Genomic DNA, 14433 nt, shown 5'->3' with positions numbered 1-14433 from the left:
TCTTATCGATGAAACATTAATAATTTCGTAATTTTCTTGGTATTTTTGTGGAAATCACTCGACTATATGAAGCCACTAAAACAAGGACTGTACTCTCCGGAGTACGAACATGACAACTGCGGTGCAGGTTTTATCTGTAACCTAAATGGAGTAAGGACCAATGATATCATTCATAAAGCCCTAGATATTTTAATACGTCTGGAGCACAGAGGAGCAGTGAGTTCGGATGGCAAAACTGGCGATGGAGCCGGTATTTTGATCGATATTCCTCACGATTATTTCAAGCAAATATGTGATTTTGAAATCCCTGAAAGGAAACAATATGCAGTAGGGATGCTCTTTCTCCCAAAATCAGAGAATCAATCCAAACTTTGTATTGACATTTTTGAACAAAACATCCAGCGCCAGGGACTTAGTATTATAGGTTGGAGAGATGTTCCTGTGGATCATAACTGCATCGGGGTTATTGCTGCTGAAACTGAGCCTGCAATCAAACAGGTGTTTATCGGAAAAAACAACCAAGATCTGAGCGAACAATCGTTTAACGCAAAACTATTTGCAGCTCGTAAAATTGCAGAACACGCGATACTAAATTCAAATTTAGCAGAAGCTGATTATTTCTACTTTGCGAGCCTATCAACGACTACCATTATATATAAAGGACTATTGATGCCACAAGACATCAGTCGTTATTATATCGATTTGGAACAACCAGAGGTTGTTACCAAACTCGCTCTTGTGCACCAACGTTTTTCCACCAACACCTTTCCAACTTGGGATCTCGCACAACCCTTTCGCTATATGTGCCACAATGGAGAAATCAATACCCTAAAGGGAAACTTAAGCCGAATGAAAGCTCGTGAAGAACTGTTCAAAACAGAACTCTTCGGTGAAATCATCAATGAAATTCCACCAGTGGTACTGGAAGGTAAATCAGATTCTGCTTCCATGGATATGGTTTTGGAATTATTACTACAAACAGGCCGTTCGCTTCCTGAAGCAATGATGATGATGGTTCCTGAGGCCTGGGAGAAACACCTCTCCATGAGCGATGATAAGAAAGCTTTCTACGAGTACAATGCATGTATCATGGAACCATGGGACGGACCAGCATCCATTCCCTTTACAGATGGAAATTATATAGGAGCCCTACTTGATAGAAACGGTCTAAGACCTTCTAGATATACGGTTACCAAAGACGGTTTTGTGATTATGTCTTCTGAGACAGGAGTGATCGACATCGAACCTGAGAACATCGAACTACACGGTAGACTGGAACCCGGCCGTATGTTCCTAGTTGATATGAACCAAGGGCGCATCATTGGCGACCAAGAAGTCAAAAATAGCATCGTTACCAAAAGACCTTATAGAACTTGGTTGGATGAGAATCTATTACACTTATCCGAGATCGATTATACCGGGAACAAAACCCCTGTTGAGAAGGAAGATTTTGTCACCCGTCAAAAAGCTTTTGGTTATACAGAAGAAGATATCAAGACCCTTATTACCCCTATGGCTACCCAAGGAAAAGAAGCCATTGGATCCATGGGAACAGATACTCCTTTGGCAGTATTGTCAGACAAATCACAGTTGTTATTTAATTACTTCAAACAATTGTTTGCTCAGGTTACTAACCCTCCATTAGATGGGATCCGAGAAGAAATCGTAACTGACATCAGCCTTTGTATCGGAGGGGATAAAAACATTTTTGACATCATCCCTGAACAGTGCAAAAAACTAAAAATCCACAATCCTGTAATCTCTAACGAAGATTTAGATAAAATTAAATATATTGATCATCCGGACTTTAAAGCAACTTCTATTGCTATGCTCTATGAAATTGAAAAAGGGCTCAATGGTTTAGAGGCACGTTTGGATACTATGGTTGAAGAAATTGCAACTGCCATCGATAGTGGCAACAACATCATCATACTCTCGGACAGAAATATATCAAAAGACTTGGCTCCAATACCATCAGCATTGGTCTGTTCTTTTGTTCACCATGAATTAAGTCGTCGAGAAAAAAGATCTTCTGTCGGAATTATCATAGAATCAGCTGAGCCAAGAGAACCACATCATTTTGCTTTGCTCTTCGGATATGGTGCCAGTGCAATTAACCCTTATATGGTTAATGAGCTCATCGCTGAACTTGTTAAGGATGGTGAGATCACCAATACCTTCGAAGATGCTGTCTTAAACTACAACAAGGCCATCGGGAAAGGAATTGTTAAGATTATGAATAAAATCGGAATCTCTACCCTGCACTCCTATCGGGGAGCGCAGATTTTTGAGGCACTTGGACTAAACAAAAAATTCGTCGATAAATATTTCACCAATACCCCTACACGTATTGAAGGTATTGGGATCTATGAAATCGAAAAAGAAATACAAAACAAACATCGCAAAGCATACGCCGAGGATAGCAATTATGCCAAGCTTGATTTAGAAATCGGAGGGGACTATCGCTGGAGAAGAAATGGCGAACGCCATATGTTCAATCCGACTACTGTTGCCAAATTACAACAAGCCGTACGAAGCAATAAGTATTCAAGCTATAAACAATATGCAGAAATGATCAATGAGCAGAGCGAGAGGCTCATGACCCTTAGAGGGATGTTTAAGTTCAAAAGCCTTAATCCGATCCCCATTGATGAAGTAGAACCTTGGACTGAGATTGTTAAGCGTTTTAAAACAGGGGCAATGTCTTTTGGTTCCATTAGCAAAGAGGCTCACGAAAATTTAGCCATTGCCATGAATAGGATCGGTGGACGAAGTAATTCCGGTGAAGGCGGAGAAAACCCTGATCGATTCAATAAGGATCTCAATGGCAACTGGAGAAATAGTGCCATTAAACAAGTTGCTTCCGGGCGTTTCGGGGTATCGATAAATTACCTATCCAGCGCCAAGGAAATACAAATTAAAATGGCACAGGGAGCAAAACCAGGAGAAGGAGGACAATTACCCGGACCTAAAGTAAACCCTGATATTGCCAGAACCAGAAATTCAACACCATATGTGGGACTAATATCGCCTCCTCCACATCACGACATCTATTCCATTGAAGATTTAGCACAATTAATCTTTGACCTTAAAAACGCCAATAGAGAAGCTAGAGTCAATGTCAAGTTAGTATCAGAAGTCGGAGTGGGAACTATTGCTGCCGGGGTGGCTAAAGCCAAGGCTGATGTTGTACTAATTTCTGGGTTTGACGGAGGAACAGGAGCATCACCATTAACCTCATTACGTCATGCAGGTCTTCCATGGGAGCTAGGTATTGCAGAGGCACAACAAACTCTTATTCTCAACGATCTTAGAAATAGAATCGTGGTAGAATGTGACGGACAGCTTAAAACAGGAAGAGATGTCGCAGTAGCTTGTCTACTTGGGGCTGAGGAATTTGGATTTGCTACGGCTCCACTTGTAGCCTCAGGTTGTATCATGATGCGTGCTTGTCACCTAAATACCTGCCCGGTAGGTATTGCAACCCAGGATCCTGAATTGCGTAAAAACTTTAAAGGAAGTCCGGAACACGTGATCAACTTCATGTATTTTGTAGCAGAGGAACTTCGACAAATCATGGCTGATCTTGGATTTAGAAACATACAAGAAATGGTAGGTCAAAGTCAAAAACTTGACATGAATACCGCCATTGATCATTATAAAGCTCAAGGCATTGATTTATCAAAAATACTGTATAAGCCTAGAGTTGCAGAAGATGTAAAACTGTACAACACCAAAAAACAAGATCATCAATTGGAAGGTGTTTTGGACTTTGAAATTTTAAGCAAAGCCCATCCGGCGGTTTACCGTAAGGAGAAAATGAGCTTAGACTTCTCCATTACCAATGTCAACCGCACCACAGGCGCTATTCTCAGCAATGAGATTTCAAAAATACACGGAGAAAAAGGGTTGCCTGAAGATACCCTTCACTTAAACTTTAAAGGCTCTGCCGGACAAAGCTTTGGGGCATTTGCAACCAAGGGGATAACGATGACCGTCAACGGAAACACTAATGACTATTTTGGCAAAGGACTCTCAGGAGCTAAATTAATTGTCAAGGTTCCAAAGCAAGCCACCTTTAAACCGGAAGAAAATGTCATCATTGGAAACGTTGCCATGTATGGCGCTATTAACGGAGAGGCCTATATCAATGGAATCGCAGGAGAGCGTTTCTTGGTAAGGAACTCTGGTGCTAAAGCCGTTGTGGAAGGTATTGGAGATCACGGATGTGAATATATGACAGGAGGTATTGCAGTAATACTAGGTAAGATCGGTCGAAACTTTGCTGCTGGAATGAGTGGAGGAATCGCTTATATCTACAACCCGGAACATCAACTGGACACCAATGATATCAATATGGAAATGGTGGACTTCGAACCTCTGAGTCAAGAAGATGTACAAGAGTTAAAACAACTGATAACAAATCATTTGGAACACACACAAAGCCCACTAGCCGCTAGAATACTGAGTAACTGGCAGCAAAACAGTAAGGATTTTATAAAAGTGATGCCAACGGAATACAAAAAAGCATTGGAAATAATAGCCAATCAGAACACAGAAGTTGAACAAGAATTAACAACAGCATAAGATGGGAAAACTAAGAGGATTTTTAGAATACGAGAGAGAACAAGAAGCTACCCTAGCTGTTGATACGCGTCTTAAGGATTATAAAGAGTTCACCAAAGAGCTCGAACCAAAGGCACTAAGCGATCAGGGGGCACGTTGTATGGATTGTGGAATACCATTCTGCCATAGTGGTTGTCCGTTGGGGAATTTAATTCCTGATTTCAACGACGCTGTATACAAGAATAACTGGCAGAGAGCTCTTCACATCCTCCACGCTACCAACAATTTCCCAGAGTTTACAGGACGTTTATGTCCGGCACCTTGTGAATCTGCCTGTGTGCTTGGCATCATCAAATCTCCTGTTTCCATAGAACTCATAGAGAAATATATTGTAGAACGCGGTTTTAAAGAAGGATGGATCAAAGCAAATCCACCTCAAAAACGCAGTGGAAAAACAGTAGCCGTCATCGGCTCCGGTCCTTCCGGATTAGCAACAGCCCAACAGTTAAATAGAGCTGGACATACGGTAACTGTATTTGAAAGAGATAAAAAAGTAGGTGGCCTATTGCGTTATGGTATCCCTGATTTTAAATTAGAGAAAAAAGTGATTGATCGCCGTGTGGCTATTTTAGAAGAAGAAGGTATCGAATTCAAAACTGGAGTTCATGTTGGGGTAAACTACAACACAGAAGACCTTCATAATTTTGATGCAGTAGTACTCTGTGGAGGTGCAACTAAAAGAAGAGCTTTACCCATTCCAGGAGGTGACGCAAAAGGTGTCGTCCAAGCTATGGAGTTCTTAAAAAGAAACAACCAGGTGGTCGATGGTCTAGCAGAAACCACTGCTGATTTACACGCCAAAGGAAAAGATGTCATCGTCATTGGAGGTGGAGACACAGGTTCTGACTGTGTAGGAACATCCAACCGACATGGTGCTAAATCGGTTACAAATTTTGAAATCATGCCTATGCCTTCTGAGCATAGAAATGAAGAAAACCCTTGGCCGTTTTGGCCCTTCACCATCAAAACCAGTTCGTCTCACGAAGAAGGGGTAGAACGCAATTGGAGTATCCTAACTAAGGAGATGGTAAAAGACGCTAATGGCAATCTCAAAGGCATTAAAACCGTAGAAGTAAAATGGGTTAAAATTCCTGGGGAGCGCCCACAACTACAAGAAATTGAAGGTACTGAAAAGGAGTGGCCATGCGATTTAGCATTACTCGCTCTAGGCTTTACAGGTCCAGAGGACACCCTAAGTGAACAGCTAGGATTAAACACTGACCAAAGAAGCAATATCAAAGCCGGCAATAACTATCAAACAAACATTCCACATATCTTCGCCGCTGGAGATATGCGAAGAGGACAATCACTTATCGTTTGGGCTATATCAGAAGGGAGAGAGGCCGCCTACCACGTAGACAAGTACTTAATGGGATCATCCTCACTACCAACGAAAGAAAAAGGTGACCTACCGGCCGCCTAGAAGAAGCAGTTATATTTGTTTTAGTGACCTTAAGCTGGCTCAACACTTTGTTGGGTCAGCTTTTTTTTAAAACATTCACAACCCTTGATAATTCCAAGGGTTTTTGTATTTTCCCGAAAAATTTTTTTTCATGCAAAATTCTCCTGTTTTTTCAGACGATACGGTAACCTTGGGCATCTTAATGTTATGTCTAGGTTTTGTCTTTTACACTACTGCGAGTTCTAATTCCTTTTGGACCAAGTTTTACAAAATTGTCCCTGGAGTATTAATGTGCTACCTACTACCCTCTCTATTTAATTCATTTGGAATTATTTCAGATGAAGTTTCGAACTTATATTTTGTTGCCAGTAGATACCTATTGCCCGCAGCACTGGTTTTAATGACACTCAGTATTGACCTAAAAGCTGTATTTAACCTAGGGCCAAAGGCGCTAATTATGTTTTTCACAGGAACCATTGGGATCATCATTGGTGGCCCATTGGCAATACTACTAGTTTCCATTATTTCTCCTGAGACTATTGGTGGTGTAGGTCCGGACGCTGTATGGAGAGGTCTAGCCACTTTGGCTGGTAGTTGGATTGGTGGTGGAGCAAATCAGGCCGCAATGCTGGAGATTTTTAAGTACAACCCGGAAAAATACGGTGGAATGGTTCTGGTAGATATCGTAGTAGCTAATTTATGGATGGCCATTATATTATTAGGAGCAGGTAAAAGTGATAAAATTGATCGTTGGTTAAAAGCAGACAATAGTGCTATAGAGGTCTTAAAGAAAAAGGTCACTGCGTTTTCTGATAGTATATCGCGTCAACCAAGCCTCTCGGACTATATGGTAATCCTTGCATTAGCGTTTGTCCCTGTGTCTATCTCGCATTGGGGAGCAAATAATATATCAGAGTTTCTCACCACTAATTTTGATGCCGTTAGCGATAAATCCAGTGCACTTTCCTCTTTCGGGTCGCAGTTCTTTTGGATGATCACCATAGCTACGGCCATTGGAATAGGCCTTTCATTTACCAAATTCAGAAATTATGAAGGTGCCGGCGCAAGTAAGTTTGGTTCTATCTGTATTTATATATTGGTAGCCACCATTGGTATGAAAATGGATATATTTAGAATATTCGAAAATCCAGGATTACTTGTTATTGGATTGGTATGGATGGCAATTCATGCATTGCTTTTAATTGTGATAGCAAAACTCATCAGGGCTCCCTATTTCTTTTTAGCTGTAGGTAGCCAAGCCAACGTTGGAGGAGCAGCCTCTGCCCCAGTAGTCGCAGCAGAGTTTCATCCATCACTTGCAACCGTTGGAGTACTACTATCTGTCTTCGGATATGCCGTAGGAACATACGGAGCCATTTTATGTGCCTATTTAATGCAAATGGCATCCTAAAACTAGTATCTTAAATAAGAATTATGCATATTTGCGTTTTGTAAAATAAAACAAATGAACAAACTATTCACCTTACTACTGACCGCACTTATAGCACTTTCCTGCGGGAAAGAAACCGGAAATCTGACTGTAAAAGGAACTGTTGAAGGACTGCGTAAAGGAAAGATATATTTACAAAAAGCTCAAGATAGCATTATGGTAAGTGTTGATTCCGTAACAATAGAAGGAAATCCTAACTTTGAGTTAACCACCAACATTGAAGGCCCAGAGGTCGTAACACTATCTTTAGATAAAAACGACAGAAACAAGTTAAACGACCAGCTCGAAATTTTTGCAGAGCCCGGTATCATCACCGTTGAAACTACAAGGGATTATTTCGCACCGGAGGCTAAAGTAGAAGGTTCAGAAAGCCATACCAAATGGAATGAATACAAGAAAGTTCGATCAAAATTTGGAGGTGAAAACTTAGACCTTATCAAAGAAATTTTTGACGCCAGTAGAGCCGGAAATACCGACTTAGCGGATTCTTTACAGCAGCGTTCAAACCAAAATGCTACAAGAAGCTACTTGTACACTATAAACTTTGCGCTAAACAACACAGACTCCTACGTAGCGCCTTACATTACGCTTGTAGACGCTTATAACGTTAACATAAAATACTTGGATTCAATTTCAAACACTCTTACTCCTGAAGTTGCTGACTCGAAATACGGTAAATTACTAGCAGATTATATCGCGGATATTAAAGAACAAGCCGCTGCAGTAAAGGATAGTATGAACTAGAAAACGAGGTTCAAAACCAATATTACCTTTTGAGAAAATCAAACAAATATAGCCTAAAATGTATAGAGCATTAAATGGGTTTTAGGCTATATTTGTTTGTGGAATATTAAGTTCAATACCAAACCACAGTTCATAGGCAAATAAATAATCAGCCAATCATTGTCACCATTTCCTCGGTGGCTATTCTTACCTTAGGGGCATTGGCTAGGTAATCCTTATCCTGATCACGGTAGCCCAGAGAAAGTATAACAACACTATGCAGGTTTTTGTCTTTCAACCCTAGTAGTTCATCGAATAACTCAGGATCAAAACCCTCCATTGGAGTAGCATCTACTTTTTGATTCGCTGCAGCAATTAATGCTGTGCCCAAAGCAATATAAGTCTGTTTTTCCGCCCAGTGCTTATTTTGCTCATCAGTTCTATTGCTAAAATATGAGTCCATGGAACTGAATAATCCATCGAGTGCATCTACGGTTACACCTTGTTTTTCGGCAGTTAATTCCACTAAGTTTTTGATATGATGGGTTGTCACTGTATTGTATGCAGCGAAGACCAATAAATGTGAAGATTGAGCGATCTGTTGATTAAAAGAGGTCTCCCCAAGTTTCGCTTTTAGCTCTGCATTATCTATAACAAACACGCGGTAAGGCTGCAATCCACACGAGGATGCTGAAAGATTGATGGCCGTGTTAATAAAGTTTAGTTTTTCTTCAGATATTTTTTTATCGGAGTAGCTTTTGGTGGCATATCTCCAAGTTAAATCTTGTATTAAATCCATAATTTTAATTTTTTATACCACAAAGTTATAATCACTTGGTGACAATTAGTAACTTTATGACAAAAAGTAATGGTGACAAAAAAGTAACCACCAATTAAATTTGGGTATGGACAAAAAAGAGGCTACACTGATTGGGACAAACAAATTGTGCAGAAGTAACATCAGGGCAATTCATGATGCTTTCGATGTTATTGGAGGCAAATGGAAGATATCTATTATATCCTGCCTGACATTTCAGTCCATGCGTTATTCTGAACTTTTGAGAGAAGTAGAGGGTATTTCAGGAAAGATGCTGAGCAGGGAACTCAAAGAGCTTGAAATAAACCAACTTATCACCAGAGAGGTGTTATGCACCCACCCTATCACCGTTCGCTACCAGCTTACCGAGTATGGTCAAACACTTAAGCCTCTTACCCTAACTATTGCGGAGTGGGGATTAAATCACAGGAAAAAGATAATAGGGCAATTTCAATAAAATTTTTATTAAAAAATATCCGTCATCGAATTTCAGTGTTTTCTGAACCAGCTGAAAACAACAAAATCTAACAACGGATATTAAACTATACTTTAGAAAAACCTAAACTACTCACGAACTGGAGTATAAGCAAGTATTTCTTTTAAAAACTTCCAAAATTTCTGTACGGATTCAATCTCCACCCTTTCGTCCGGAGAGTGTGCTCCTTTAATGGTAGGACCAAAACTAATCATATCCATATCTGGATAATTTTGACCTAAAATTCCACATTCTAATCCAGCGTGACAAGCAACAACCTTTGGTTTAGCACTGAATAATTCTTCATATTTCGCAGTCAAGACCTTTAGAATAGGACTCTTCATATTCGGATTCCATCCAGGATAGAACCCTTTCAGCTCAACGGCACATCCACAGAGCTCAAAACTAGATCGCAAAGCATTAGCCAGATCGATCTTAGAAGACTCCACTGAAGAACGTGTTAAACACATAACTTTAAGCTTCCCTTCTTTAATTTTAACTCTAGCGATGTTATTGGATGTTTGCACCAAATCTTCCATGCTTGGACTCATAGCATATACACCATTATGAGCTGCATAAATAGCTCTTGTGATACCTTCCTGAACACCCAGTTCCATTACATGTGTAGGAACTTCTGTTACCTCAGCACTAATCACAAGATTTGGCTCCATCACTTTGAGTTCCTTCTTTATAGAAGATGCCAATTGATTAAACTCTAAAGCAAAAGCATCATGGTGAATTTCATCCACTACAATAACAGCCTCACTTTCTCTAGGGATAGCGTTTCTGAGTCCTCCCCCATCAATACTTGCGATGCGCAGTCCAAAACTCTCAAAACCTTCGAACAACAGTCTATTCATTATTTTGTTAGCGTTACCAAAGCCGCGATGAATATCCATACCACTATGACCTCCGTGAAGACCTTTCACTTTAATCTGATATGCAGTAATACCTGAAGGAGATTCTTCTTCTCTGTAGTTTCGGCTTGCAGTTAAATCTACACCACCGGCACATCCTATATCAATTTCATCATCTTCTTCCGTATCCAAATTCAAAAGGATCTCTCCCTTTAGAATTCCACCTTTAAGACCTTGAGCCCCTGTCATTCCAGTTTCTTCATCAATGGTAAACAGAGCCTCAATAGCCGGGTGCGCTAATTCATGGCTTTGTAGAATCGCCATAATGGCGGCTACCCCCATTCCATTATCTGCACCCAAGGTAGTTCCGTTTGCTTTTACCCAACCATCGACAATCAACATTTCAATACCTTGGGTACTAAAATCGAACTTTGTCTCACGGTTTTTCTGGTGTACCATATCCAAATGCGACTGTAGTACCACAGTCTTACGATTTTCCATTCCCGGCGTTGCAGGCTTACTGATGATCACATTTCCAACCTCATCCTTTAGTGTTGGAAGTCCTAATCCTTCTCCAAAAGCCATCATAAATCCAATTACCGCTTCCTCTTTTTTCGATGCTCTAGGCACAGCGTTTAAATCTGCAAAATTATTCCAAACCGATGTCGGCTCTAATGTTCTAATCTCTGAATTCATTTTTATAAATTTAGATTTCCGCAAAAATACCAATGTTAATTTAGAAATCCGCATTCTAGAGCAGGGATTGCTTTTAAAAAATAAAAGATTCTTAAATACGCATATTTGCAATCCAATAAAGATTAGAAAAGAATACTGAGAATTGGAAATCTTTGATTTTAATTGTTTTGAAACCGCTAAGATTATCTATTTTTGAGTTTATGTCAAAACATTTCAAAACACTGATTGCGCTTTCCATCATACCTCAAATAATTTTGGTAAAGATCATAGGGCTATTTCCAAACTTGGTCGAAAGCTATTATAGCTCTGGAATTTATCCTGTTATTTCTAAAATAGCACGCTATATTTTTGGATGGATACCCTTTTCTGTAGGCGATATCATATACACTCTGGCTATTCTATTGTTAATCCGGTTTATAATTAGAAGACTGCCGGGTTTACTTAAAAAGCCATTACAACTCCTACGAGAATTACTTGTAGTTATCTCTGTGTTATATGCCCTTTTTCATTTGCTATGGGGCTTCAACTACTACCGTTTACCACTTCATGAAAAACTCAATCTCTCGGAACAATATACCCAAGAAGAATTATACAATTACACCAAATACCTTATTGAAAAAAGCAATTCGATTCACAGGGAGTTAAACCCAGACTCTACGGCACTTATTAAAATCCCTTATTCCAGAAATGAAATCTATCAAATGAGCCTAGAAGGATATCAAAACCTGGCGAGTCAATATCCAAATCTACAGATCGAAACTCAAAGTATAAAGACTTCTCTATACAGTACTGGACTATCCTTTATGGGTTATGGCGGCTATTTAAACCCATTCACCAACGAGGCGCAGGTCAACGGTTTACAAATCAATTACAGATATCCAGTAGTGAGTTGCCATGAACAAGCACATCAAATAGGGTATTCCGCAGAAAATGAGGCAAACTTTATCGGTTTTTTGGCGGCCACCAATAGTTCCGATTTGTACTTTCAGTATTCAGGATATTTATATGTCATGCGCTATGCATTGGCCGCAGTGAAAAGAAATAGTCCGGAACAATTTGAAATCCTAAAGAAACAAGTATACCCAGGCATCATTAAGAACTATATCGAAGTCGACACCTTCTGGAAAAAGTATCAAACAAAGGCAGAGCCACTATTCAAAAAAACATTCAATTCATTTTTAAAGGCCAACAACCAGACAAAAGGAATTAAGTCCTATAGCTACGTTGTTGCACTTTTAGTGAATTACCACAAAGCCAACGATGGTAAAAAACAATGAGCATCAAGTTTCCAAGAGCTCATTGTTTTTTAGTGTATAAGTTGGCATACTTAACACCTATGGTAATCAACACAAATTAAAATAGTAGTAGGATTATTGTTAATTATCTTTCAAGTAACTGTAAATAACAGTTGTGACATCTGCCACAGGACTTTGACCAGTTGTAAAATCAAAATACGTAATTACCGCTTTATTAACTCTTCGTTTATCTTCATCAAAGTCATACTGAATAGTATACATATGTTCTAACTCATCATTGCCATTCTGGAAGTTGATGGTTAAAGGATTGTTCTTCGCCAAAAGTTTGCTAGTAAAATACGCCTCCCTCTCTTTAGGGCTTAATACTTGATCAGCAGCTTCAACAATACCACCTGACATTAAATAAGGCTTATAGATGTTGGGTTGCAGATCGTAGTTGATATCAACATAAACATGTTTCGTAATATTTTCCTTATCTGTTAAATCCATTTTAATCCAATCTGGATTATTACCTGTTCCATTGTACCCAATTCTATCAATCACAAATTTCTTATATTCACCCTGATACGGATTAATAATTAAATCACTGTAAAAAATTTTGTCAGCCACCTCTTTGAAATTAGTTAATTTATCATCATCATAGAGCAATGTTATAGGCCCGGCATCAGAATCAGAATCAGTAAATTTTATAAGAGTGTTGTCCTCGTCGTATGTAAAACTATACTTTTGAGAATCACTGTCCTCCCCATCTTTTATAATTTCAACAGATTCAAATAGTCGATCTCTACTTGCTTTTTCAAAATCCTGTAACACCTCATCCAGGTCATCATTACAACTTACGGACATCATAAAAACAGACAGTATCACTGTCAATACTCTAAATTTAAAAATCATATTTCCCCAAATAAAAGATTAGGTGGCAAAGGTATTTAAGGCAAGATAAAATTCCTTACGGCTTACCGTAAGAACCTTTTGTATTTTTAAAAACCATTGAACCTAAATATTCCTCCCAAATTCTATGGCTCCATTTTTTTTTGATTTAATTTTAATGCTATCACTCTTGCTATCCATGGGTATATCAGTAATCAATCTAAAGTCTATTACCAAGGATTGTGTTATTTGCCTTATTTTTGCCTAAAATTTAGGCAACTTGAAAACAATAAGCAGTACTCAAAACAGTCTTGTTAAACAACTTATACAACTGAAAGACAAATCCAGAGAGCGCAAGAAATCCGGCTTATTTGTCTTGGAGGGTATTCGAGAACTTCAACTTGCCATCAAAGCAGGATATACTATTGAAAGTATGTGGTTTGATCCGGAGATTATTGCACTGGATGAGCTAATAGGGCTCACTGGAATACAGAACTCAGAATACTACGTACAGATTACTAAAGAAGTTTATCAGAAACTTGCCTACAGGCAAACCACAGAAGGAGTTATAGCCGTTGTAAGGAGCATCACCCATAATCTTGATCAACTTACCCTTGGTAACAAACCCCTGATTCTAGTAGCTGAAGCTCCCGAAAAACCTGGAAACATTGGAGCACTACTTAGAACGGCAGATGCGGCAAAGCTAGATGCTGTTATCATCGCAAATCCAAAAACAGATTTATACAATCCAAACATCATCCGATCTAGCGTTGGCTGTCTTTTCACCAACACTATTGCCACAGCAAGCACAGCGGAAATTATCGAATTTCTAAAAGCTAAAGGGATTCAAATACATGCCGCAGCATTGACAGCTTCAGTAAACTACAGTACCGTGGATTATAATAAACCAACAGCCATTGTTGTGGGAACCGAAGCCACAGGACTAAGTGAGACTTGGTTAGAGAATTCTGATCAAAACATCATCATTCCAATGCAAGGCGAAATCGACTCCATGAACGTCTCAGTTTCTGCTGCGATTATCATCTTTGAGGCCAAACGTCAGAGGGGTTTTTAATCTCGCCTCACCAACACCTAAAAGACTGCTAATAAACAGCATAGAATATATTTATCTGTTTCACTTTACACTATTAGAGTAATTCACTTTACATTTTTGGAGTTTTTCACTTTACATTTCTAAAACTGTTCAACTACGAGTAATTAGACTTTCACATAAAAGCCTACTTTTACATTATCATTTGAT

General features: G+C 39.2%; 10 protein-coding genes. 7 read left to right on the top strand and 3 right to left on the bottom strand.

All coding sequences use genetic code 11. The features are described from left to right. Positions 1–66: 66 nt before the first annotated feature. The 4 genes from gltB to ACN0TV_RS02850 all read left to right on the top strand — a co-directional run bounded on the left by gltB (position 67) and on the right by ACN0TV_RS02850 (position 8222). Complete coding sequence (gene gltB / locus ACN0TV_RS02865) at positions 67–4587, top strand: glutamate synthase large subunit (RefSeq protein WP_417359905.1); 4521 nt, start codon at positions 67–69, stop codon at positions 4585–4587. 1 nt (position 4588) lies between these two features. Next, positions 4589–6049, top strand: coding sequence for a glutamate synthase subunit beta (locus tag ACN0TV_RS02860; RefSeq protein ID WP_417359904.1), 1461 nt, complete (start codon positions 4589–4591; stop codon positions 6047–6049). A 130-nt stretch (positions 6050–6179) separates the two neighbouring features. After that, positions 6180–7439, top strand: coding sequence for a DUF819 domain-containing protein (locus ACN0TV_RS02855; RefSeq protein ID WP_417359902.1), 1260 nt, complete (start codon positions 6180–6182; stop codon positions 7437–7439). 54 nt (positions 7440–7493) lie between these two features. After that, positions 7494–8222, top strand: coding sequence for a DUF4369 domain-containing protein (locus tag ACN0TV_RS02850; protein ID WP_417359900.1), 729 nt, complete (start codon positions 7494–7496; stop codon positions 8220–8222). A 148-nt stretch (positions 8223–8370) separates the two neighbouring features. Here ACN0TV_RS02850 and ACN0TV_RS02845 read toward each other — a convergent pair whose 3' ends face one another. Beyond that, the gene (locus ACN0TV_RS02845; RefSeq protein ID WP_417359898.1) at positions 8371–9000 is read right to left on the bottom strand and encodes a nitroreductase family protein; all 630 of its coding nucleotides are present in this window, start codon (positions 8998–9000) and stop codon (positions 8371–8373) included. 106 nt (positions 9001–9106) lie between these two features. Between ACN0TV_RS02845 and ACN0TV_RS02840 the strand changes: the two genes are divergently transcribed. Next, on the top strand, positions 9107–9475 hold the full coding sequence (locus ACN0TV_RS02840; RefSeq protein WP_417359896.1) for a winged helix-turn-helix transcriptional regulator: 369 nt from the start codon (positions 9107–9109) through the stop codon (positions 9473–9475). Between the two features lie 107 nt (positions 9476–9582). On the opposite strand, the gene ACN0TV_RS02835 is transcribed toward ACN0TV_RS02840, so the two are convergent. Further along, complete coding sequence (locus ACN0TV_RS02835) at positions 9583–11046, bottom strand: aminoacyl-histidine dipeptidase (RefSeq protein WP_417359894.1); 1464 nt, start codon at positions 11044–11046, stop codon at positions 9583–9585. A gap of 200 nt (positions 11047–11246) precedes the next feature. Here ACN0TV_RS02835 and ACN0TV_RS02830 point away from each other — a divergent pair, with 200 nt between their 5' ends. After that, positions 11247–12323 carry a DUF3810 domain-containing protein gene (locus ACN0TV_RS02830; RefSeq protein ID WP_417359892.1) on the top strand — a complete coding sequence of 359 codons (1077 nt, stop codon included), beginning with the start codon at positions 11247–11249 and terminating at the stop codon, positions 12321–12323. Positions 12324–12422: 99 nt separating this feature from the next. Here ACN0TV_RS02830 and ACN0TV_RS02825 read toward each other — a convergent pair whose 3' ends face one another. Next, entirely contained in the window at positions 12423–13196 is a 774-nt protein-coding gene (locus ACN0TV_RS02825; RefSeq protein ID WP_417359890.1) for a hypothetical protein, read from the bottom strand. Between the two features lie 256 nt (positions 13197–13452). Here ACN0TV_RS02825 and ACN0TV_RS02820 point away from each other — a divergent pair, with 256 nt between their 5' ends. Continuing rightward, positions 13453–14247: a TrmH family RNA methyltransferase gene (locus tag ACN0TV_RS02820; RefSeq protein ID WP_417359888.1), complete on the top strand. Its 795-nt coding sequence runs from the start codon at positions 13453–13455 to the stop codon at positions 14245–14247. The last annotated feature ends 186 nt before the right edge of the window (positions 14248–14433 follow it).

The sequence above is a fragment of the Galbibacter sp. genome, from assembly GCF_048266365.1.
Lineage (GTDB): Bacteria > Bacteroidota > Bacteroidia > Flavobacteriales > Flavobacteriaceae > Galbibacter.
The sequence above is the reverse complement of the archived record's forward strand: the minus strand, read 5'-3'. Positions and strand labels throughout refer to the sequence as shown.